The organism is Roseateles sp. P1_C6 (assembly GCF_056406315.1).
The window spans coordinates 262,806-283,465 of record NZ_JBFUAK010000007.1 but is presented as its reverse complement, the minus strand read 5'-3'; the positions used below and the strand labels follow the sequence as shown (position 1 = coordinate 283,465).

The following is a 20,660-nucleotide window of genomic DNA, read 5'->3' as shown; positions in this document are numbered from 1 at the left end:
GCCATGAAACGCCGCGATCTGCTCAGTCTCGCCAGCGCGCCGCTGCTCGCTGCCTGCGCCACGCCGCCCGCGCCTGCGCCCGTGCCGGCCCCCGTCCCGCCCTCCGAGGCGGCGCTGGCTCCCACGCCGGCGGCCAGCGCGCCGGCTCCATCGACGGCGCTGCCCGCACCGCCGCCACGCGAATGGCGGGCCGCGTGGATCGCCACCGTCGCCAACATCGACTGGCCCAGCAAGCCCGGCCTCAGCGCCGAAACCCAGCAAGCCGAGATCCGCACACTGTGCGACACCGCCGTTCGCACGGGCCTGAACGCGCTGATCCTGCAGGTGCGCACGGCCACCGACGCGCTGTACGAGTCCAAGCTGGAGCCCTGGAGCGAATACCTCACCGGCACGCAGGGCAAGCATCCCGGCTACGACCCGCTGGCCGTCTGGCTGGCCGAGTGCCGCGCGCGCAAGCTGGAGCTGCACGCCTGGTTCAACCCCTACCGCTCGCGGCACAGCTCGGCCAAGTCGCCGGTGGCCGACAGCCATGTCAGCCGCAGCCACCCCGACTGGGTCAGGCGCTATGGCGACCAGCTGTGGATGGACCCCGGCGAAGCTGGCGCCGCCGAGCACACGCTGGCCGTCGTGCGCGACGTGCTGACGCGCTACGCCATCGACGGCGTGCACATCGACGACTACTTCTACCCCTACCCCGTCACGGACCCGGCCACCAAGCAAGAGGTCGACTTTCCCGACGAGCCCAGCTGGCAGCGCTACGTGGCCAAGGGCGGCAGCCTCGCCCGCGCCGACTGGCGCCGCTACAACGTCAACACGCTGGTGCAGCGCCTGTACACGCTGGCCCACGAGGTGCGCCCCGGCACCCGCGTGGGTGTAAGCCCCTTCGGCATGCCCAAGCCCGGCATGCGCCCGGCTGGCATCAGCGGCTTCAGCCAGTACGACAAGCTGTATGCCGATGTGGAGCTGTGGCTGCGCGAGGGCTGGATGGACTACCTCGCGCCGCAGCTCTACTGGCCGCGTGCGCAGACCGCCCAGGCCTTCGAGCCGCTGCTGCAGGCCTGGCGCGCGCTGAACCCGCTGGGCCGGCCCATCCACCCGGGCCTGTTCACCAGCCGCATCAACGACACGCCGCAGAGCTGGCAGCCCGACGAGGTGCTGGCGCAGATCGACATCATCCGGCGCCAGTCTCCGGGCAGCGGCCACATCCACTTCAGCATGGCCGCGCTGTCGCAGAACCGCAAGGGCATTGCCGACGCGCTGCGCGCCGGGCCCTACGCGGCGCCCTGATTCACAGCGACGTGGACGTGCGGTAGAGCTTGAGCTCGTAGGGGCGGTCGCCCGTGGCAAACATCTGCGACGTCTTGCCCTTGACGCGCACATACAAGGCCATGGTCTTGCCGGAGCTGTTGTTGTAGTTGATCTCAGGCTTGCCATTGACCATGCTGGACGTGCGTAGCACCTTGCCGGTCGCGTCCAGCAGTTCCAGCGACGCGCTGAAGTAGAAGTCCATCGTCAGCACGGCGATGCTGCTCGACAGGTGGGTGGCGTTGGGCAGGTTCAGCGAGAAGACGTCGACCTTCTCCGGGTAGGCAGCCTGCAACGTGCCGATCACGCGACCGGGGAACACGTTCAGGTATTGCGCCGTCGCCACCGTGTCGTTGGGTTCGACCTCGGCGCGAAAGCCCTTGGCCGCGATGACGGCCGCCTCGGCGTCGACAATGCCCTTGCCGCAGCCGCTGCAGCTGCCTGGGAAGGCGCGGGCGGTGGCCTTCATCAGATAGGCCGTGTCGGCGCCCATCATGAACGCGTTGCTCGCCATCATCAGCGCGGCCACGCCCGCCACGTGCGGCGCGGCCATCGACGTGCCCTGCAGCCCGGCCACCGTGTCGGCCACCGGCCCCATCGTGCCAGTGTTGGACAGCGACTGCACGAAGCCGTTGGCCACGTCGCCACCCGGCGCCGCGATGTCCACCTTGCTGCCGTAGTTGGAGTAGCCGGCGCGTGCGCCCAGCTTGTTGGTGGCCGCCACGACCATCACGCCGCTGCAGTTCGCGGGCGCCTGCTCGCTGGCGTCCTGGTTGTCGTTGCCGGCCGCGACGACGACGAGAGCGCCCTGCTTGCGGGCGTAGTCGATCGCGTCCTGGTAGGTGCTGCCGCAGCTGTGCTCGCCGCCCAACGACAGGTTCAGGATGGACGCCGGGTTGGCGTTCTTCGGCACGCTGCCCACCGTGCCTCCCACGGCCCAGACGATGCCGTCGGCGATGTCCGATTCAGCGCCACCGCACTTGCCCAGCACTCGCACCGGCACGATCTTGGCCTTGGGCGCCACGCCGCTGATGCCGGCCGCGTTATTGCCGACGGCGGCGATGGTGCCGGCCACATGCGTGCCGTGCCAGTTGCTGTTCTTGCCCGGCTCGAACCAGCCGCAGTCGCCCGCAGCCACGCCGTTGCCCGGGTCCCGCGCGTCGCTGTCGCGGCCGCCACCGTCGCCGGCGCGGTCCGTGTCGGTGATGAAGTCATAGCCCGGCAGCAGGTTGGCCACCAGGTCGGCATGCGGACGCACGCCGGTGTCCAGCACCGCCACGCGCACGCCGAAGCCGCTGCTCAGGTCCCAGGCCTTGGGTGCGTTGACGCCGCCGGTCGGGTCCGACATGTCCCACTGGCTGCTCCAGTTCGTGTCGTTGGGCGTCAGCGTGGGTTGCACGACGTGGTCGATCTCCACCGACTCGATGCTGGCGTCGGACGCCTGGATGTCGCGCGCCAACTGTGCCAGCGCGCGTGCCGGCACGCGCTGCGACAGGCGGATCACGCGGCGACCGAAGGCCCCTTCGCGGTCGAAGGCGACGCGCTGGCCGCGCGCCTCGCTCATCGCCCGGAAGCCCTGCAGCGCCGCCTTGGCGGCCACCGGCGTGCGGCTGCCCTCCTTGAACTTGATGATGAGGCCGGCCGCCTGCGGCTCCGGGCGGGCCTGGGTCTGGGTCTGGCTTGAGGCCGGGTTCATCGTGCTGAACAGTGCGGCAGCGATGAAACCGAGGGCGAAGGGCTTGCGGGTCGAGTGCATGGAATGTCTCCGTGTCAAAGAACCCTCATGCTCTGCAGCGCTCGTTGCAGTCCCGCTTCAGGGGCACGTGCGCCTGGTTTCGTTTGTTGCGCGAGCCCCCTAGCTTGCGCACCCGAAGGCCGTTGTCATGCCGGCTTCACGGCGCTTGCCTAGCCTGCCGTGGTTGAACACAAGGAGACCTGATGCGCAGCACCCTCACCCGCCTCGCGCTGCTCGCCCTGGCCGCCGCCAGCCTGCCCGCCGTCGCCCACGACAACGACGGCGACCGCCACGGCCGCGACGGCATTGCCAGCGTGCAGCTGGGCCCACGCCCCTTCTTCCTGGCCAACGAGATGGCCGACAGCCCGCTGAAGAAGCGCCTGCAGCATTGCGCGGCGACGCGCGAGCAGTACCGGCCGACGCTGTTCTCCATTGGCCACCGCGGCGCGCCGCTGCAATTCCCCGAGCACACCAAGGAAAGCTACGAGGCCGCCGCGCGCATGGGCGCCGGCATCGTCGAGTGCGACGTGACCTTCACGAAGGACAAGGAGCTGGTCTGCCGCCACGCGCAGAACGACCTGCACACGACCACCAACATCCTCGCCACGCCGCTGGCGAGCAAGTGCGTCAAGCCCTTCACGCCGGCCGCCTTCGACGCCGCCGGCACGCTGATTGCGCCGGCCGCCGCCGAGTGCCGCACCAGCGAGCTGACGCTGGCCGAGTTCAAGACGCTGCGCGGCAAGATGGACGCCTTCAACCCGCGCGGCCGCACGGTGGCCGAGTACATGGCCGGCACGCCCAACTGGCGCACCGACCTCTACGCCGGCCCCACCAGCGGTTCGCTGCTGACGCTGAAGGAAGCCATCGCGTTGTTCAAGAAGCTGGGCGTGAAGATGACGCCCGAGCTGAAGTCGCCCAGCGTGCCCATGCCCTTCGACGGCTTCACGCAGGCCGCCTACGCGCAAAAGATGATCGACGAGCACAAGGCCGCCGGCGTGCCGGCGCGCGACGTCTGGGCGCAGAGCTTCGACATCAACGACGTGCTGTACTGGGTCAGGAACGAGCCCGCCTTCGGCCGCCAGGCGGTCTACCTGGACGACGCCAACGTGCCGGCCGACGTGCCGACCTTCGAGCAGCTCAAGGCCTACCGTACCGCCGGCATCCGCATCGTCGCGCCGCCGCTGTGGGTGCTGCTGACGGCCGACACCAGCGGCAACCTCCTGCCCTCGCCGTACGCCCGCAACGCCCGCGCCGCGGGGCTGGACATCATCACCTGGTCGCTGGAGCGCAGCGGCATCCTCGCCGACGGCAGCAACGGCTCGTACTACCAGAGCTACGACAGTGCCATCACCCGCGAGGGCGACATGTTCCGCATGCTGGACGTGCTGGCCGAGCAGATTGGCGTCATCGGCGTGTTCTCGGACTGGCCGGCCACCGTCAGCTTCTACGCCAACTGCACCGGGCAGAAGTAAGCCGCTTCAGCGCGGCCGCGGTGCCACCATCAGGTGGTAGCTGCCGCGCAGCCCGGCTTCCTGGAAGCCGCAGGCCGCGTACAGGCGCCTTGCCGGGTTCTCGGGGTGGACGGTCAGCGCCACCTGCCTGTGGCCGGCCGTCCAGGCCGCGACCAACGCCGCCAGCATCAAGGCCTTGCCGATGCCCTGGCGCTGGAAGGCGGGCCACAGCGCGATGCCCAGCTGCGGCGTGAGGGCGTCCACGGACGCGAGGCCCACGCCTTCGGGCAGCTGGCGCATCCAGCAGGCGCCGGCGTCCGCGCCGTCGTGGACGGCCACCAGGCCGATGTCGGTGGGCCGCCCCCAGCCCTCGGCGTAGATGCGAACGCCGGCGTTGTCCAGCACCTCGCGCGGGCGCGGCGGCGCGGGCGGCGGGTCCCACAGCGCGATGTGCAGCCAGTCCCACAGCGTGGGCTGGTCCTGCGGGAACAGCGGTCGGAAATTCAGCATGGCGCCAGCCTACGGGCGGCCGGGGCCAACGCCGTTGGTCACGGCGTCGGTCCGCCACGAGGCGGGCTGCATCACGCAGCCCCTTGTTGCGGGAGGCGCGTCCGGCGGCCGGTGGAATGCCGGCCCCTGCATCCGGGGGGAAGCCCCCAAACCCTTGGGGTGGGCGCCGGTCGGGCCCGGGTAGCCAATGGCGGCACAACATCAGGAGACCCCATGCGCCCCATCCTCACCGCCCTGGCCTTGTCTGCCGCCGCCATGGCCGCCCAGGCCGCCACCGTGTCCGTCTACGGCAACCTCGCCAGCTGGGAGGCAGCGATCAGCGGCTCCGCGCAAGTGCAGGACTTCGGCAGCTTCAACAATGGCGACCCGCTGGCCGGCGTGGCCGTGCTGCCTGGCCTCACCCTCAGCAGCAACATGAGCAACCTCAGGGTCTTCAGCGCGGACAACGTGGCCTTCGCCAGCGGCGGCACCGCGAGGCAGGACGGCAACGCCTACTACGAAGGCAGCTACGCCCTCCCCTTCCTGGCCGCGGCGATGGACGTCACGGCCTTCGAGTCCGACCCGGCCAATCCGAGCACGGCGGTCGACCAGGGCCTGATGCGGTTCTGGTTCAGCGACGGCACGACGCAGGACATCCTGCTGTCCGGCACCCTGGACGGCTCGCCGGTGTTCGTGGGCGTGGTCTCGGACCGCGCCATCACATCCTTCCGCTGGAGCGAGGCCCACGAGGCCGGCCAGGTCAACGAGGAGACCTCGCTGGACAACTTGCGCGTGGCCATGCGCGCGCCCAACGAGCTGCCGCTGCCTGGCTCGCTGCCGCTGGCGCTGCTGGCGCTGGGCGTGCTGCCGCTGGTGCGCCGCCGTGGCGCACCGGTCAGCCCAAGGGCGTGATCGGCGCCAGCAGCGGGACCTCCGCGTCCGTCCATAGGCGGAACTGCGCGACGAAGTGCTGGCCGGAGCCGTCCTCCAGCCCGAAGCTGCCGCTGTTGCCGGGCGCCACGTCCAGCGTCATCTGCAGGCCGGCGAGGTAGTCGCACTGCGCCTGGCTGGCGTAGACCGGCACCTCACCGACGACGCCCAGCCGGCGGTCGTCGGCGTTCAGCTTCAACTCGTGCACGGCAAAACACATCGGCGCGCTGCCGGCGCAGCAGCCGTGCGACTGGTAGAACAGCAGCGCGCCGTGGTCGCGCTGCAGCTGATGGATCAGCGCCTGAGCGGCCGGCGTGGCCTGCACGCGGGGAAGGGATTGGTCCATGGCGTTGGAGCGGCCGAGGCCGCCCCGACTCCGATCAGAAGAATCCCAGCGCGTTCGGCGAGTAGCTGACCAGCAGGTTCTTGGTCTGCTGGTAATGGTCCAGCATGGCCTTGTGCGTCTCGCGGCCGATGCCCGACTCCTTGTAGCCGCCAAACGCCGCGTGCGCCGGGTAGGCGTGGTAGCAGTTGGTCCACACACGGCCGGCCTGGATGGCGCGGCCCATGCGGTAGGCGCGGCTGCCGTCGCGGCTCCACACGCCGGCACCCAGGCCGTAGACGGTGTCGTTGGCGATCTGCAGCGCCTCGGCCTCGGTCTTGAAGGTGGTCACCGCCAGCACCGGGCCGAAGATCTCCTCGCGGAAGATGCGCATGTTGTTGTGGCCCTCGAACAGCGTCGGCTGGATGTAGTAGCCGCCGGCCAGGTCGCCGCCCATCTGCGCGCGGTCGCCGCCGATCAGCACCTTGGCGCCCTCCTCCTTGCCCAGCGCGAGGTAGGTCTGGATCTTGTCCATCTGCATGGCCGAGGCCTGCGCGCCCATCATGGTGTCGGTGTCCAGCGGGTTGCCCTGCTTGATGGCGGCCACGCGCTTGAGCGCGCGTTCGATGAACTTGTCGTAGATGGACTCCTGGATCAGCGCGCGGCTGGGGCAGGTGCAGACCTCGCCCTGGTTGAACGCGAACAGCACCAGGCCCTCGATGGCCTTGTCCAGGAAGGCATCGTCCTCGGCCATCACATCCTCGAAGAAGACGTTGGGGCTCTTGCCGCCCAGCTCCAGCGTGGCCGGGATCAGGTTGCTGGCCGCCGCCTGGGCGATGACCTTGCCGGTGGCCGTGGAGCCGGTGAAGGCGATCTTGGCGATGCGCTTGCTGTTGGCCAGCGGCATGCCGGCCTCGCGGCCGAAGCCGTTGACGATGTTCAGCACGCCGGGCGGCAGCAGGTCGGCGATCAGCTCCACCAGCACCAGCAGGCTGATGGGCGTGCTCTCGGCCGGCTTGAGCACGACGCAGTTGCCGGCACCCAGCGCCGGCGCCAGCTTCCAGGCCGCCATCAGGATGGGGAAGTTCCAAGGAATGATCTGGCCCACGACGCCCAGCGGTTCCTGGAAGTGGTACGCGATGGTGTGGCCGTCGATCTCGGAGAGCGCCCCTTCCTGCGCCCGCACGCAGCCGGCGAAGTAGCGGAAGTGGTCCACGCACAGCGGGATGTCGGCGTTCAGCGTCTCGCGGATGGGCTTGCCGTTGTCCACGGTCTCGGCATAGGCCAGCAGCTCCAGGTTCTGCTCGATGCGGTCGGCGATGCGCAGCAACACGTTGGCGCGCTCGGCCGGCGGCGTGGCACCCCACTTGGCGGCAGCGGCATGCGCGGCGTCCAGCGCCAGCTCGATGTCGGCGGCGCCCGAGCGCGCGGCCTGCGTGAAGACCTTGCCGTTGATCGGCGAGATCACGTCGAAGTACTGGCCCTCCACGGGCGGCACGAACTTGCCGCCGATGAAGTTGTCGTAGCGGGGCTTGAAGGCAAGCTTGGCGCCGGGGGTACCGGGGGCAGCGTAGATCATGGTTTGTCTCCTGCGAGTGGGGGTGATGGCCCACCGAACAACGCAGAACCCGTGCCAGGCGGCAAGTGCGGGCCGCGAGGGCCTCGCTTGCGGGAAAGCACTCGCCGGCTGTTGCAGGCTGGAGCAGTGGGCCGCTGCGCGCTGCGCGCCGGCGGGCGGCGCGCAGCGGCCGAGTGCTCCATCTCGCCGCGATTTCTTCTGGCATGGATGTTGCGCCGTTGCTGGCCATCCGCACCGCACTTGAACGGCCGCGGACAGCCATCAACACAGGAGACATCCCATGCAACTCAAACCTCTCGCCGCCCTGCTGTCCTCGGCCTTCGGTCTGCTGGCCGTCGGCAGCGCGCCAGCCGCCGTGACCCAGCAGATGATCGATGAATCGCCCAAGGCGGGTCAGGAGGTCTTGTCGTGGGGCCTGGGCACGCAGGGCCAGCGCCACTCGACGCTCAAGCAGGTCAACGTCGGCAACGCAGCCAAGCTGGTGCCGGCCTGGGCCTTCTCCTTCGGCGGCGAGAAGCAGCGCGGCCAGGAGTCGCAGCCGCTGATCCACAACGGCAAGATGTTCGTGACGGCCTCGTACTCGCGCCTGTTCGCGCTGGACGCCGCCACCGGCGCCAAGCTCTGGAAGTACGAGCACCGCCTGCCCGAGGGCATCATGCCCTGCTGCGACGTCGTCAACCGCGGCGCGGCGCTGTTCGACAACCTCGTCATCTTCGCGACGCTGGACGCGCAGATAGTGGCGCTGGACCAGAACACCGGCGACGTGGTCTGGAAGGAAAAGATCGACGACTACGCCGCCGGCTACTCGGCCACGGCTGCGCCCATCGTCGTCAACGGCATGATCCTGACCGGCGTGTCGGGCGGCGAGTTCGGTGTGGTCGGCCGCGTCGAGGCGCGCGATGCCAAGACCGGCAAGATGGTCTGGGTGCGCCCCACCGTCGAAGGCCACATGGGCTACACCTGGGACAAGGACGGCAACAAGCGCGAGAACGGCGTGTCGGGCACGACGGGCAAGAGCTGGCCCGGCGACCTGTGGAAGACCGGCGGCGCGGCCACCTGGCTGGGCGGCACCTACGACGCCAAGACGGGCCTCGCCTACTTCGGCACCGGCAACCCGGCGCCGTGGAACAGTCACCTGCGCCAGGGTGACAACCTGTTCTCCTGCGCCACCGTGGCCATCGACGTGAAGACCGGCCAGATCAAGTGGCACTACCAGGGCACGCCCAACGACGGCTGGGACTTCGACGGCGTCAACGAGTTCATCACCTTCGACATGGACGGCAAGCGCATGGGCGCCAAGGCCGACCGCAACGGCTACTTCTACGTGCTGGACGCCGCCAACGGCCAGCTCAACAACGCCTTCCCATTCGTCAAGAAGATCACCTGGGCCACCGGTATCGACCTGAAGACCGGCCGGCCCAACTTCGTGCCCGAGAACCGCCCCGGCGACCCGACCGCCGGGGCCGACGGCAAGAAGGGCAACTCGGTGTTCTCGGCGCCCTCGTTCCTGGGCGGCAAGAACCAGATGCCCATGGCCTACAGCCCCGACACCAAGCTCTTCTACGTGCCCGCCAATGAATGGGGCATGGAGATCTGGAACGAGCCCATCGCCTACAAGAAGGGTGCGGCCTACCTGGGCGCGGGCTTCACGATCAGGACGCTGAACGACGACTACATCGGCGCGCTGCGCGCGATGGACCCCAAGACGGGCAAGATCGTCTGGGAGGTGAAGAACAACGCGCCGCTGTGGGGCGGCGTGCTGACCACCGCGGGCAACCTCGTGTTCTGGGGCACGCCGGAAGGCTGGCTCAAGGCGGCGGACGCCAAGACCGGCAAGGTCGTCTGGCAGTTCCAGACCGGCTCGGGCGTCGTCGCGCCACCGGTGACCTGGCAGCACAACGGCGAGCAGTACGTCGGCGTCGTGTCCGGCTGGGGCGGTGCCGTGCCGCTGTGGGGTGGCGACGTGGCCAAGAAGGTCAGCTACCTCGAGCAAGGCGGCATGGTCTGGGCCTTCAAGATCGCCAAGTAAGTCGCCTCATCTCCCGTCGCGATGGCGCCGGCCTGCGCAGGCCGGCGCCTGACCCAAGCCCTGAACACCATGCCATCCATCCACCCCACCCGCCGCATCTTCATGCTCCAGGCCACCACGGCCTGCCTGGCCTGCCCGGCCGTCGCGCAGACGAGCACGCCCGTCGACGAGGCCAGCGAGACCGCCGTGGCCCTGGGCTACAAGCACGACACGAGCAAGGTCGACGCCGCCAAATACCCCAAGCACCAGGCCAGCCAGCACTGCGCCAACTGCCAGTTCTGGCAGGCCAAGCCCACGGACCCGTGGAGCAACTGCGCGATGTTCGGCCGCAAGGCCCAGGTGGCCAAGGCCGGCTGGTGCGCGGCCTGGGTCAAGGCGCCAGGCTGAACCCCATGCCAATCGGCGCGCGCCCGCCAGGGCCACGCCGCGCTACTGCCAGGCCTCCAGCTCCAGCGTGCGCGAGCCGCCGACCAGCATGGGTGAATTGGACGGCTCGCTGCGCTCCAGCTTCACCAGGCCCACGCCGCGGCAATACCACTCCAGCGTCGTCAACGGCTGGTCGCGCCAGCCGCTGATCGGGTCGACGAAGACCCGCACCACGGCACTGCCGCGCACGCGCAGGCAGGGTGAGAAGCGACCTGCCGGCGTCTGCACCGCGTCGGCCACCGCCTCGATCTGATAGTTCATCGGGATGCTCGGGTGGCTGTTCTTGATCTCGCGCGGGTACTCGGCGGTGCGCATCAGCAAATAGGCCGTCGTCGGCGCCTGCCATTGCGTGCCCACCACGTAGGGCGCCTTCAGCACGAAGCGGCCCGGCGCGTCGGCCACCGGGTCCACCTGCATGTCGCTCTTGCTGGCCACGCGGTAGACGCCACCGGCGTCGGCGCGCAGCCAGTAGTTCACGCCGCTGTCGCTGCGGCGCTGCCAGGCAGGCTGGTCGTCCAGCGCCAGCGTGGCCGCGCCCAGCGTGCGCAGCGTCAGGCTCTCACGCTCGGAGGTGTCGGCGCCGCTGCGCGTCGTGACGGCATAGGTCCATTGGTGGCCGGCCTCCAGCGGGAACCAGGCCTGGCCGTCGGCGTCGGGCGGGCGGCTGCAACTGCTCAGGGCTAATGCCATCGCAGCGAACAAAGCGGTGCGGGCCATGGTCACTTCTCCGGCAGCTGGGGCAGCGGCATGTCGCGCAGCTTGACCTTCTGCTCATCGCTGCCCGGCCGCAACCAGGCCAGGCCCTTGCGGCCGACCTTGGGCTCGGCCGTGCCCAGCTGGCTGATGCCGTTGCGCACCTTCTTCAAGCCGTCGTTCAGCAGCGCATGCAAGTCCTTGCTGTAAGGCAGCTGGTAGGCGCGCGGCTGCGCGGCGGGCTTGCCGTCCTCCACCGCGTTGACCCACACGTACAGCGCGCCGTCGCGCTTGGCGGCGGGCTCCTCGATGACGGCGGCCAGCAGCACGAAGCGCTCGGGCAGCGGGTCGCCGCTGGGCCAGCCCCACAGCGTGTGGATGGCCGCCTCGCCGTAGAAGTAGAAGCAGGTCACGCCGACCACCAGCAGCCCGCGCAGCCACGCGGGCCAGCGTGACTGCAGCAGGGCCAAGGCGCACAGCAGCAGCAGCGCGGCAAAACTGAGGATGATGGGCAGGGTCATGACGGTCTTTGCATCAGACTTTTGGGGAGCGTGTTGACGTTGACCACACTGCCGTCGGCCAGCAGCGTGAAGCGCACGGCGGTGGCCTCGTCGCCCTGGCGGGCGAGCTTGACGGTGCCGTAGAACACGACGTCCGCGCGCGGGTTGACCTTGATGACCGTGACGGTCACCGGCACCGGCTGGCCGTCGTGCGACTGGTAGTACTGGGCGTTGACGACGAACTCGCCCGGCACCAGGCCTCGGATCGTCACCACCTCCTGGCGGAACGGGCTCTGGATCTTCTGGCCGTTGATGATGGTCGACGCATTGCCCTCGCCGCGGTCGTCGCGGTCCAGGTACATCAGCCCGGCCTCGCGCTGACGGAACCAGACCAGGTTGCCGCCCGGGTCCTGCACCCAGGTGTCGATGTCGTCGGGGCTGTTGTCGGGCCAGGCCACGTTGATCAGGTACTCGGCCTTGGACGGCACGTCACCGGCCTTGGTGGCGCGCGGGTTCATGGCCAGCAGCGCGACGATGAAGCAGAAGACGAAGCCGATCAGCAGGTTGAACAGCATGTCGTAGAAGGGGTCGACCTCCGCGTCCCGCAAGCCTCGACGGCGGGTGCGAGCCATGTCAGTCAGCCCTCGGGCCGAGCGCCGGGCCGCCCCAAGCATCGCCGTCCCCTCGGGGGACCGGCCAAGGCTGGCCTTGGACGAGGGGCTCCAAGCCTTTTTGCTGGATGTCGGCGACAAGTACATCGGCGAAGCGGTCCAGCCGGGTCAGCTGCAGGCCCAGCAGGATGTTGCCCACCAGGCCCACCATGGTCGTCAGCAGCGCCACGCCCAGGCCTGCGGTGAGGCTGCGCAGCAGCTCCTGCGACTGCGACGGGTCGAAGCTCTGCACCTTGCCGATGGTCAGCGCCAGCATGGAGAAGCCGATGACCTTGCCCAGCAGCCCCAGCTTGAGCTGGATGCCGTTGACCCACCAGGCCGTGCCATGCGGGCCGTGGCTGTGTTCCAGCAGCACGTCGGCGGCGGTGGCCGCATCGTGGCGCAGCGCCGCCTGGTAGTCGGCGGCCCAGCAGCGTTCATCGGCGCGGGCCTGTTGCGGCTGGGCCAGCAGCGCTCGCTGGCGCTGCAGCTCGCGCGAGCGCTGGCCGCACCACAGCGTCGAGCACAGGAAGACCGCGATGATGACCAGCGTCAGGCCGGTGGGGTCGGCGCTGAGCAGCAGGCCCCAGACGCCCCGCACACCCAGCAGCCAGGTGCAGAAGGCCAGGCCGCCGCACAGGGTGAGCCACTCCAGCCAGAGCGGTTCGGGCGTGCGCACGGCAGCGGTGACGGACGCGGCCTTCACAGCTCGATCACCATGCCGTCATGCGCCACCTCGATGCCCTGCTCGGTCAGCGCGCGGCGCTGTTCGCCGCCGCGGTCGAGGATGGGGTTGCTGTGGTGGACGTGGGTGAGGATCTTGCGCGGCACGCCGCTGTCGCGCAGCACGTCGATCATGCCCGGCCGCTCGCCATGGCGGCTCTGCGGCAGGTGGCCCTTGTCGCTGGCGCTCATCGAACCCACGCCGGCCTCCTGCATGCCGTGTTCATGCCAGAAGCTGCCGTCGACGACGGCGCAGTCGGCCTGGCGCAGCCAGGCCAGCTCGGGCTCGCCCACGCCGGCCAGCGCGGGCGACAGGAACAGCCGCCGGCCGCTGCGCAGGTCGCACACCTCCAGCGCGATGCATTCGCCCGCGGCCTCGCTGCGCAGCCTCGCGTGGCGCGGCGCCTGCGCCGGCACCGCGACGGCGGTGAAGCTCAGCGCCGGGAAGCCGGGGATCTCGAAGACCGCGGTGTGCCGGTCGCCGGCAATGGGCAGCATGCGCCAGCGCACGCGGCAGTAGCTCTCCAGCACATGCAGCAGCGGCAGCTCCTGCGTCAGGTCCTCGAACACCAGCGGCGTCGCGTAGACCTCCAGCTCGCGGCTCTCGCGCAGGCTCAGCAGGCCCGCCACGTGGTGCAGCCGCGAGTCCAGCAGCACGACCGCGCGGATGGGCGCGTCGCCCGGCAACGCCGGCTGCAACGCCGGGTTAGCGCGGATCTGCTGCGGCAGGTCCGGCGAGGCGTTGATGAGCAGCCAGCCTTCACCGGGCCGGCCGTCCTGCGAGATCGCGAGCGAGCTCTGCGTGCGCGCGCTCGCATCCAGTTCGCCGCGGCGGAAGTCGCGGCACAGGCGGCAATGGCAGTTCCACAGCGGAAAGCCGCCGCCCGCGCCGGAGCCAAGCACCAGGAGCTTCATGCGAAGCCCCGCAAGGGAAGACGGGCCATGTGAGCAGGGAGTCGGGTCGATGCGCCGAGTTCTGCAAGACCCGTGCCTTGCGAAAAGCCCGCCCCGGGCTGCGTCAATGCGGGTTTCTGCTCCAGTTCGGCACAGCGCCGGGCAGCCGCTCCCCCGGGAAAGTCCCGGGCCCTCGCCGCGGCGCCGGAACAACGATCAGTCGACGGTTTCGCCCGTGTTCCAGCGCAGCCGGCGGTAGATGGTGTTGCGGCTGATGCCCAGCTGCTTGGAGGCCAGCGAGATGTTGCCGCCCACCGCGTCCAGCGTGGCGCGGATCATGTCGATCTCGGCCTGCTCCAGCGTGCGCGCGGCGGCCGGCTCGGCGACGGCCGCCACCGCCGGCAGGCGCGCCGGAGCCGCGTCGAAGGGCGGCCAGGCCGGCGACGCCACGGCCTCCTGTGCCGGCCGCGGCAGCGCCGGCGCCGCCAGCATGCCGCCGACCGCGCGCATGTCCTCCAGGAAGTCGTCCGACAGGTGGGCCGTCGTGACCAGGCGCTCGCCCGCCGACATGACCGCCGCCGTGCGCAGCACATTGGCCAGCTGGCGGATGTTGCCGGGCCACTGGTAGCGGCGGAACATGCCCAGCACCTGTGGGCTCAGCTCGGGCGTGTCCTGCGGCCGCTCGGCCTGCAGGATGCGGCGCACGATGGCTTCGAGGTCGGTGCGCTCGCGCAGCGCCGGCAGCCGCAGCGCCAGGCCGTTCAGCCGGTAGTAGAGGTCTTCGCGGAAGGTCTGCGCGGCGATCATCTCGCGCAGGTTGCGATGGGTGGCGCCGATGACGGCGATGTCCACCGCGATGGACTTGGTGCTGCCCAGCGGCGTCACGCTGCGCTCCTGCAGCGCGCGCAGCAGGCGCGCCTGCAGCGGCAGCGGCATGTCGCCGATCTCGTCCAGGAACAGCGTGCCGCCGTTGGCCTGCACCAGCCGCCCGGGCGCGCCCTTGCGCCGCGCGCCGGTGAAGGCACCTTCCTCGTAGCCGAACAGCTCGGCCTCGATCAGGCTCTCGGGGATGGACGCGCAGTTGACGGCCACGAAGGGCTGGCGCGCGCGGGCCGAGTCGTGGTGCACGGCCCGGGCCAGCAGCTCCTTGCCGGTGCCGGTCTCGCCGAGGATGAGCAGCGGAATGCCGCGGTCCAGCACGCGGCGCACCTTCTGGATCACGGTGTCCAGCTGGGGGTCGCCGGTGCGCAGGTACTGCAGGCCGGAGAAGCGCTGCGCGCCGCTGCCGACGATGGTGTTGGCGGCGGCGCCGTTCCATTCGCCGTCGCGCACTAGCGGGGCGGCCGGCGCGGCCTCGTGGGCGTCGGGCACATCCGTCGCGTCGCTGCCGCGCAGGCCCGACACGACGGGCCGCGACGGCCAGTCGAAACGCGCCCTGACGTAGAAGCTCTGCCCGGTGGGCAGGCACAGCTGCATGGGCGGCGACATCGGCATGCGGAAGTGGTCGTAGACGGCGGCCGGCGTCGTGCCGAACAGGCTGCTCAAGCTGCGCGACCGCAGCTCGGCACCGCTGACGCCGAGTTGGTCCAGCGCGGCGCGGTTGCCGCCCAGCACGCGACCCTCCGGCGACACGACCAGGATGCCCTCCAGCAGCGTGCCGATGAACTCGGGCCGGCTGTGGAAGTGCAGGCGCAGCCGGTTGTTGTAGTCGTCCGAGAGCCAGTGGTTCTCGATCATGCGCGCCGACATGCGCACCAGGCCCATGGTGTGCTGGTGGTAGCCGCGGTGGTCGCCGGTCACGTCCAGCACGCCCAGCATGTTGCCGCGCGGGTCGAAGATGGGCGACGCCGAGCAGGTGAGGAAGCTGTTGGCATGCATGAAGTGCTCGCCGCCGTGGACCAGCGTGGGCACCTCCTCAAACAGCGCCGTGCCGATGGCATTGGTGCCCTTGGCATGCTCGGCCCAGTTCTCGCCGGGGGCCAGCGCCACGCGCTGCGCGCGGGCCAGGAAGGCGTCGTCGCCCACCGCGTGCAGGATGGTGCCCTGCGCGTCGGTCAGCAGGATCATGCTTTCCGTGTTGACGATCTGCTCGTAGAGCAGCTGCATGACCGGCGCGGCATGCGTGTACAGGCGCTGGTTGCGTTCCCGCGCCAGGTTCAGGTCGCTGCGCACCAGCGGGTCCAGGCCGCATTTCTCGTGGCGCTTCAGGCCCAGGGCTTCGCTGCGCTGGTGGCTGCGCTCGATGAAGGCCTGTCGCGGCGGCGCCAACGGTGCGGCGCCGCCCGGCTCTTCGGTCTCAATGGCCATGAGGCTTTCCTTTTGGCCTGCCTCCACAGGCTTGTCTCCGGGTGCGGCGTGGTCTGCGCCACGCTCGTCTTGGTCTGTTGTGGATCATCCTGTCCCAAACCGGTGGGGCTGTCCATGACAGCGATCAAGCCCGGGTCACGCCACTGTTCCAAGTTGGAGCAATCCCGTCCTGGCATGTCGATTGCAGAACGAAGGCCAAGGCCCAGCGGGCCCACAAGACCTCGACAACGACGGAGACAGCTCATGAAATCCAACCCACTCGTCATCGGCGGCATCCTTTGCCTGGCCGCCGTTGCCGCGGCCATGCAGGCCTGGGCGCACGGCGACGTCACGCCGCAAGCCGTGGACACGTCCACGCTGCCGCCGCTGGGCGAGGCCTGGCGGGCCGAGAATCCCTACCGCGGCAACGAGGCCGCGCTCAAGGTCGGCACCTCGGCCTTCAACCAGAACTGCGCCCGCTGCCACGGCCTGGAGGCCATCTCGGGCGGCATCGCGCCCGACCTGCGCCGCCTGGACAACGACTGCGCCACGCTGAAGGACGAAGCCAAGAAGGCCGCCTGCGTGAAGGAGAACGACGACTACTTCCTGAACACCGTGCGCCACGGCCGCAGCCGCAACGGCGCCGTCTACATGCCGCCCTTCGAAGGCGTGTTCAACCAGGAAGCCATGTGGGCCGTGAAGACCTACCTGGAAACGCGCCGGGAGAAGCCGCTGTGAGGCGGCGTCAGCTGCTGGCCTGGGGTGCCGCCGCGGCGGCCTGGGGGACCGGCGCCGGCGCCGCCACGCTGGCCCAGGTGCGCGAGCGCGGTCGCCTCGTCGTGGGCTTGTACGAGGACATGCCGCCCTTTCACGTCAAGGGCCGCGGCATCGACGTCGAGCTGGGCCAGGCGCTGGCCGAGGCGCTGGGCGTCAAGTTCGCGCCGCTGCCCTTCGCCGCCGACGAGAACATGGCCGACGACCTGCGCAACATGGTCTGGAAGGGCCACTACCTGGGCCACGGCCCGGCCGACGTGCTGATGCATGTGCCGGTGGACCGGCCGCTGATCGAGGCCACGCCTCAGGCCAGCATCTTCGGTCCCTACTACCGGGAGCGCGTGATGCTGGCGCGCCGGCTCGACGAGTTGCCCACGCTGGACACGCTGGCCCAGCTCGGCCGGCGCCGCGTCGCGGTGGCCGGGCAGACGCTGGCTGGCTGGCTGATGATCGGTGCCGACGGCGGCGCCTACCGCGAGCAGCTGCTGACGCAGTGGAAGGACGGCTGCGACGCCGCGCGTGCGCTGCAGCGTGGCGAGGTGGCCGCGGCGGCCGGCCTGGCCTCGGAGCTGGAGGCCGTGCTGGCCGGCGACACTGCCTACCGCATCGAACCCCTGCCGTCGCCGCGCGCACCGCGCGATGGCTGGGCGGCCGGCATGGCCGTCAAGCGCGATGCCGCCGACCTCGCCCAGGCGCTACAGCAGGCGCTGAACCAACTCGTGCAGGACGGCCGTGTGGCCGAGATCTTCACCAAACACAAGGTCGCCTGGCGCCCCGCCTGAGCGACCGACAGGAGCCCCCCATGAACCAGCAGTTCGCGCCCGCGGCGCGAAGGACGGCCCTTGCGCTGGCGGCGGCCAGCGCGGCCGCCCATGCCGCCCCCGCCCCGACCGTCCTCGAACCCGTGGTCGTCACGGCCACGCGCACGGAAGCCGCGCCCTTCGACGTGCCCGCCTCCATCAGCCTCATCGGTGGCGATGCGCTGCGCGCCGGTCGCGCCCAGGTCAACCTCTCCGAGGGCCTGGGCGGCGTGCCGGGCCTGCTGGCGCGCGACCGCCAGAACTATGCCCAGGACGTGCAGATCTCCGTGCGCGGCTTCGGCGCGCGGGCCAGCTTCGGCATCCGCGGCGTGCGCGTCTACGTGGACGACATCCCCGCCACGCTGCCTGACGGCCAGGGCCAGATCACCAACGTCGAGATCGGCACCGTGGGCCGCGTGGAGGTGCTGCGCGGACCGTTCTCGGCGCTGTACGGCAACTCGTCGGGCGGCGTCATCAGCATCTACTCCCAAGCCCCCAGCGGCCCGCCGCGCGTGGACGCCGGCGTCAGCTTCGGCAGCGACGGCCTGCGGCGCATGGCCGCATCGGCCAGCGGCAAGACGGGCGCCATGGCCTACACGCTGGGCGCCAGCCGCTTCGAGACCGACGGCTACCGCCAGCACAGCCAGACCGAGCGCCGGCTGGGCAATGCGCGGCTGAGCTGGAAGCTGGGCACCGACACGCAGCTGACACTGGTCGCCAACCGCGTGGAGCTGCCCGAGGCGCAGGACCCGCTGGGCCTGACGCGCGCGCAATGGCAGGCCGACCCGCGCGGCGTCGACCCCGGTGCGCTCAGCTTCGACACCCGCAAGACCATGGAACAAACCCAGGGCGGCCTGGTGCTGGAGCACGGCATCGACGCCGCCAACACGCTGCGCGTGATGGTCTACCGCGGCCAGCGCACGACGATGCAGTTCCAGTCCATCCCGGTCGCCACGCAGGCCAATGCGCTGCACCCCGGCGGCGTCATCGACCTGTCGCGCGACTACCAGGGCGCCGACATCCGCTGGCGCTGGAAGGGCGCGACGGCCAGCATCGTCGGCGGCGTGGCCGTGGACGAGCTGCGCGAGCACCGCGTCGGCACGCAGAACTTCATCGGCACGCAGCTGGGCGTGCAAGGCGCGCTGCGCCGCGACGAGACCAACCGCGTCAGCAACGCCGACCCCTATGTGCAGGCCGAATGGCGCCCCACGCCGGCCTGGCTGCTCAGCGCCGGCGTGCGCCGCAGCAGCGTGGACTTCCGCTCGACGGACGCCTACGTCACCAAGACCAACCCCGACGACAGCGGCGCCGCCAGCTATTCGGCCAACCTGCCGGTGCTGGGCGTCAGCTACGCCGTGGACGACAAGCTGCGCGTCTACGCCACGGCCGGCCGCGGCTTCGAGACGCCCACGCTCAACGAGCTGGCCTACCGCGCCAGCGGCGCCACGGGCCTGAACTTCGGCCTGCAGCCGTCCGTCAGCCGCAGCGTCGAGGCGGGCGTGAAAGCCCGGCCCTGGGACGGCGCCGAGTTCACACTGGCGCTGTTCCAGACCGGCACCAGCCACGAAATCGTCACGCAGACCAATGTGGGCGGCCGCGCCACCTTCCAGAACGCCGGTGCCACGCGACGCCGCGGGCTGGAGGCTTCGGGTGCCTTCCAGCTCGCCACCACGCTGCAGGCCCAGCTCGCGGCGACCTGGCTGGACGCGCGCTACCGCGACGGCTTCCTGACCTGCACGGCCACGCCCTGCGCCGCGGCCAGCCAACAGGTCGCCGCCGACAACCGCATCCCCGGCATCGCCCGCACGTCCGTCTACGGCGCGCTGACCTGGCAGCCCACCGGCGGCTGGCGCTTTGGCGCCGAGGCGCGCGCGCTGAGCAAGGTCTACGTCAACGACCTGAACAACGACGCCGCGCCCGGCTACGCGACGCTGGCCGCCCACGCCGGCTACCAGCTCAGCGTCGGCGCCTGGGAGCTGGGCGCCCTGCTGCGCGTGGACAACCTGGGCGGCCGCCGCTACGCCGGCTCCGTCATCGTCAACGACGGCAACGGCCGCTTCTTCGAGCCCGCGCCGGGCCGCACGTGGCTGGCCAGCGCCAACGCGAGCTATCGCTTCTGAACGGGGCCTGCCATGCAAAAACTCCTGCCCGCCCTGACGCTGCTCGTCACGGCCATCGCCACGGCCCATGCCGGCCCGCTGGCCTACGTGTCCAACGAGGGCTCGGGCACGCTCAGCGTCATCGACACCGCCACCGACGCCGTGCTCTACGAGCTGCCCGCCGGCGCCAAGCCGCGCGGCGCCGTCATCAGCCCCGACGGCCGGCGCGCCTACGTCAGCGACCAGCCCGGCAACCGGCTGGTCGTCATCGACCTGGCCGCGCGCCGCCAGGCGGGCGAGATCCCGCTGGGCGAATCGCCCGAAGGCCTGGGCCAGTCGCCCGACGGCCGCTGGGTGACGGCCGCCGTCGAGGAGGCCAACGAGATCGTCTTCGTCGACACCCGCACGATGACGCGCAGCTTCGCCGTCAAGGTGCGCGGCAAGAACCCCGAGCACGCCGTCTTCAGCCCCGACGGGCGCTGGGTGCTGGTCAGTGCCGAGGAGGGCAGTGCGGTGGATGTCATCGACGTCGAGAAGCGCACCCAGGTCGCGCAGATCCCCGTCGGCACGCGGCCGCGCGGCATCGGCTTCTCGCCGGACGGCCGGCACGCCTTCGTCGCCGCCGAGATGTCCAGCGAGATCTATGTCATCGACACGCGGACCTTCACCGTGCAGGACAAGCTCATGGCCGGGCCCAAGAGCAACGGCATCAGCGTGCACCCCGACGGCAAGCGCGTGTTCATCTCCAACGGCGGCGACGCGACCGTCTCGGTGCTGGACGTGCAACGCATGGCCCTGGTCGCCACCATCCCGGTCGGCCAGCGGCCCTGGAACATGGCGCTGACGCCCGACGGCCGCAAGCTCTACGTGGCCTGCGGCCGCTCGGGCGCCGTGTCGGTCATCGACACCGAAACGCTGCAGCGCGTGGCCGAGGTGGTGGTGGGCAAGCTGCCCTGGGGCGTGGTGATCCGCTGA

19 protein-coding genes are annotated in these 20,660 nt (G+C 70.5%); 9 read left to right on the top strand and 10 right to left on the bottom strand.

Annotation, left to right across the window (positions count from 1 at the left end; all coding sequences use genetic code 11):
* Nucleotides 1-3: 3 nt before the first annotated feature.
* On the top strand, nucleotides 4-1,287 hold the full coding sequence (locus AC1D29_RS17195) for a glycoside hydrolase family 10-like protein (RefSeq protein WP_477899559.1): 1,284 nt from the start codon (nucleotides 4-6) through the stop codon (nucleotides 1,285-1,287).
* 1 nt (nucleotide 1,288) lies between these two features.
* Here AC1D29_RS17195 and AC1D29_RS17190 read toward each other — a convergent pair whose 3' ends face one another.
* The gene (locus tag AC1D29_RS17190) at nucleotides 1,289-3,061 is read right to left on the bottom strand and encodes a S8 family peptidase (RefSeq protein ID WP_477899557.1); all 1,773 of its coding nucleotides are present in this window, start codon (nucleotides 3,059-3,061) and stop codon (nucleotides 1,289-1,291) included.
* Between the two features lie 182 nt (nucleotides 3,062-3,243).
* On the opposite strand from AC1D29_RS17190, the gene AC1D29_RS17185 reads away from it, so the two are divergent.
* Entirely contained in the window at nucleotides 3,244-4,512 is a 1,269-nt protein-coding gene (locus tag AC1D29_RS17185) for a glycerophosphodiester phosphodiesterase family protein (protein WP_477899555.1), read from the top strand.
* Between the two features lie 6 nt (nucleotides 4,513-4,518).
* Here AC1D29_RS17185 and AC1D29_RS17180 read toward each other — a convergent pair whose 3' ends face one another.
* Nucleotides 4,519-5,001 carry a GNAT family N-acetyltransferase gene (locus AC1D29_RS17180; RefSeq protein WP_477899553.1) on the bottom strand — a complete coding sequence of 161 codons (483 nt, stop codon included), beginning with the start codon at nucleotides 4,999-5,001 and terminating at the stop codon, nucleotides 4,519-4,521.
* A 213-nt stretch (nucleotides 5,002-5,214) separates the two neighbouring features.
* Between AC1D29_RS17180 and AC1D29_RS17175 the strand changes: the two genes are divergently transcribed.
* Entirely contained in the window at nucleotides 5,215-5,892 is a 678-nt protein-coding gene (locus tag AC1D29_RS17175) for a hypothetical protein (protein WP_477899551.1), read from the top strand.
* Here the strand turns inward: AC1D29_RS17175 and AC1D29_RS17170 are convergent.
* Both AC1D29_RS17170 and exaC read right to left on the bottom strand, forming a co-directional pair.
* Nucleotides 5,876-6,256 (bottom strand): DUF779 domain-containing protein, encoded by a 381-nt coding sequence (locus AC1D29_RS17170; protein WP_477899549.1) that lies wholly within the window; start codon nucleotides 6,254-6,256, stop codon nucleotides 5,876-5,878. The genes AC1D29_RS17175 and AC1D29_RS17170 overlap by 17 nt on opposite strands.
* 34 nt (nucleotides 6,257-6,290) lie before the next feature.
* Nucleotides 6,291-7,811: an acetaldehyde dehydrogenase ExaC gene (gene exaC / locus AC1D29_RS17165; RefSeq protein ID WP_477899547.1), complete on the bottom strand. Its 1,521-nt coding sequence runs from the start codon at nucleotides 7,809-7,811 to the stop codon at nucleotides 6,291-6,293.
* Between the two features lie 280 nt (nucleotides 7,812-8,091).
* Between exaC and AC1D29_RS17160 the strand changes: the two genes are divergently transcribed.
* Together AC1D29_RS17160 and AC1D29_RS17155 are read left to right on the top strand one after the other, a co-directional pair.
* A complete protein-coding gene (locus AC1D29_RS17160) occupies nucleotides 8,092-9,840 on the top strand; it encodes a PQQ-dependent methanol/ethanol family dehydrogenase (protein WP_477899545.1) in 1,749 nt (582 codons plus the stop codon).
* Nucleotides 9,841-9,909: 69 nt separating this feature from the next.
* Complete coding sequence (locus AC1D29_RS17155) at nucleotides 9,910-10,227, top strand: high-potential iron-sulfur protein (protein ID WP_477899543.1); 318 nt, start codon at nucleotides 9,910-9,912, stop codon at nucleotides 10,225-10,227.
* Between the two features lie 42 nt (nucleotides 10,228-10,269).
* Here the strand turns inward: AC1D29_RS17155 and AC1D29_RS17150 are convergent, their stop codons facing one another.
* The 6 genes from AC1D29_RS17150 to AC1D29_RS17125 form a co-directional block, all read right to left on the bottom strand.
* Complete coding sequence (locus tag AC1D29_RS17150) at nucleotides 10,270-10,956, bottom strand: hypothetical protein (RefSeq protein ID WP_477899541.1); 687 nt, start codon at nucleotides 10,954-10,956, stop codon at nucleotides 10,270-10,272.
* A gap of 29 nt (nucleotides 10,957-10,985) precedes the next feature.
* Entirely contained in the window at nucleotides 10,986-11,480 is a 495-nt protein-coding gene (locus AC1D29_RS17145) for a hypothetical protein (RefSeq protein ID WP_477899539.1), read from the bottom strand.
* Nucleotides 11,477-12,091 (bottom strand): hypothetical protein, encoded by a 615-nt coding sequence (locus AC1D29_RS17140; protein ID WP_477899537.1) that lies wholly within the window; start codon nucleotides 12,089-12,091, stop codon nucleotides 11,477-11,479. Before AC1D29_RS17140 ends, AC1D29_RS17145 begins: the two co-directional genes overlap by 4 nt.
* Nucleotide 12,092: 1 nt before the next feature.
* Nucleotides 12,093-12,815: a hypothetical protein gene (locus tag AC1D29_RS17135; protein WP_477899535.1), complete on the bottom strand. Its 723-nt coding sequence runs from the start codon at nucleotides 12,813-12,815 to the stop codon at nucleotides 12,093-12,095.
* Nucleotides 12,812-13,747, bottom strand: coding sequence for a pyrroloquinoline quinone biosynthesis protein PqqB (gene pqqB, locus AC1D29_RS17130; protein ID WP_477899533.1), 936 nt, complete (start codon nucleotides 13,745-13,747; stop codon nucleotides 12,812-12,814). The genes AC1D29_RS17135 and pqqB overlap by 4 nt, the downstream gene beginning before the upstream one ends.
* A 195-nt stretch (nucleotides 13,748-13,942) precedes the next feature.
* Complete coding sequence (locus AC1D29_RS17125; protein WP_477899531.1) at nucleotides 13,943-16,033, bottom strand: sigma-54-dependent Fis family transcriptional regulator; 2,091 nt, start codon at nucleotides 16,031-16,033, stop codon at nucleotides 13,943-13,945.
* Between the two features lie 303 nt (nucleotides 16,034-16,336).
* Between AC1D29_RS17125 and pedF the strand changes: the two genes are divergently transcribed.
* Genes pedF through AC1D29_RS17105 form a run of 4 tightly spaced genes read left to right on the top strand, consistent with a single transcriptional unit; the run spans nucleotide 16,337 to nucleotide 20,660 of the window.
* Nucleotides 16,337-16,750, top strand: a complete 414-nt coding sequence (gene pedF / locus AC1D29_RS17120) for a cytochrome c-550 PedF (RefSeq protein ID WP_477899843.1) — start codon at nucleotides 16,337-16,339, stop codon at nucleotides 16,748-16,750.
* Entirely contained in the window at nucleotides 16,747-17,568 is an 822-nt protein-coding gene (locus tag AC1D29_RS17115; protein WP_477899529.1) for a substrate-binding periplasmic protein, read from the top strand. Before pedF ends, AC1D29_RS17115 begins: the two co-directional genes overlap by 4 nt.
* Before the next feature lie 20 nt (nucleotides 17,569-17,588).
* Nucleotides 17,589-19,706 (top strand): TonB-dependent receptor family protein, encoded by a 2,118-nt coding sequence (locus AC1D29_RS17110; protein ID WP_477899527.1) that lies wholly within the window; start codon nucleotides 17,589-17,591, stop codon nucleotides 19,704-19,706.
* 12 nt (nucleotides 19,707-19,718) lie between these two features.
* A complete protein-coding gene (locus AC1D29_RS17105) occupies nucleotides 19,719-20,660 on the top strand; it encodes a beta-propeller fold lactonase family protein (protein ID WP_477899525.1) in 942 nt (313 codons plus the stop codon).

What these genes read in the sequence shown, in the direction of transcription:
- AC1D29_RS17195 (WP_477899559.1), top strand. Translation starts at nt 4, where the DNA reads ATGAAACGCCGCGATCTGCTCAGTCTCGCCAGCGCGCCGCTGCTCGCT.
- AC1D29_RS17190 (WP_477899557.1), bottom strand. Translation starts at nt 3,061, where the DNA reads ATGCACTCGACCCGCAAGCCCTTCGCCCTCGGTTTCATCGCTGCCGCA.
- AC1D29_RS17185 (WP_477899555.1), top strand. Translation starts at nt 3,244, where the DNA reads ATGCGCAGCACCCTCACCCGCCTCGCGCTGCTCGCCCTGGCCGCCGCC.
- AC1D29_RS17180 (WP_477899553.1), bottom strand. Translation starts at nt 5,001, where the DNA reads ATGCTGAATTTCCGACCGCTGTTCCCGCAGGACCAGCCCACGCTGTGG.
- AC1D29_RS17175 (WP_477899551.1), top strand. Translation starts at nt 5,215, where the DNA reads ATGCGCCCCATCCTCACCGCCCTGGCCTTGTCTGCCGCCGCCATGGCC.
- AC1D29_RS17170 (WP_477899549.1), bottom strand. Translation starts at nt 6,256, where the DNA reads ATGGACCAATCCCTTCCCCGCGTGCAGGCCACGCCGGCCGCTCAGGCG.
- exaC (WP_477899547.1), bottom strand. Translation starts at nt 7,811, where the DNA reads ATGATCTACGCTGCCCCCGGTACCCCCGGCGCCAAGCTTGCCTTCAAG.
- AC1D29_RS17160 (WP_477899545.1), top strand. Translation starts at nt 8,092, where the DNA reads ATGCAACTCAAACCTCTCGCCGCCCTGCTGTCCTCGGCCTTCGGTCTG.
- AC1D29_RS17155 (WP_477899543.1), top strand. Translation starts at nt 9,910, where the DNA reads ATGCCATCCATCCACCCCACCCGCCGCATCTTCATGCTCCAGGCCACC.
- AC1D29_RS17150 (WP_477899541.1), bottom strand. Translation starts at nt 10,956, where the DNA reads ATGGCATTAGCCCTGAGCAGTTGCAGCCGCCCGCCCGACGCCGACGGC.
- AC1D29_RS17145 (WP_477899539.1), bottom strand. Translation starts at nt 11,480, where the DNA reads ATGACCCTGCCCATCATCCTCAGTTTTGCCGCGCTGCTGCTGCTGTGC.
- AC1D29_RS17140 (WP_477899537.1), bottom strand. Translation starts at nt 12,091, where the DNA reads ATGGCTCGCACCCGCCGTCGAGGCTTGCGGGACGCGGAGGTCGACCCC.
- pqqB (WP_477899533.1), bottom strand. Translation starts at nt 13,747, where the DNA reads ATGAAGCTCCTGGTGCTTGGCTCCGGCGCGGGCGGCGGCTTTCCGCTG.
- AC1D29_RS17125 (WP_477899531.1), bottom strand. Translation starts at nt 16,033, where the DNA reads ATGGCCATTGAGACCGAAGAGCCGGGCGGCGCCGCACCGTTGGCGCCG.
- pedF (WP_477899843.1), top strand. Translation starts at nt 16,337, where the DNA reads ATGCAGGCCTGGGCGCACGGCGACGTCACGCCGCAAGCCGTGGACACG.
- AC1D29_RS17110 (WP_477899527.1), top strand. Translation starts at nt 17,589, where the DNA reads ATGAACCAGCAGTTCGCGCCCGCGGCGCGAAGGACGGCCCTTGCGCTG.
- AC1D29_RS17105 (WP_477899525.1), top strand. Translation starts at nt 19,719, where the DNA reads ATGCAAAAACTCCTGCCCGCCCTGACGCTGCTCGTCACGGCCATCGCC.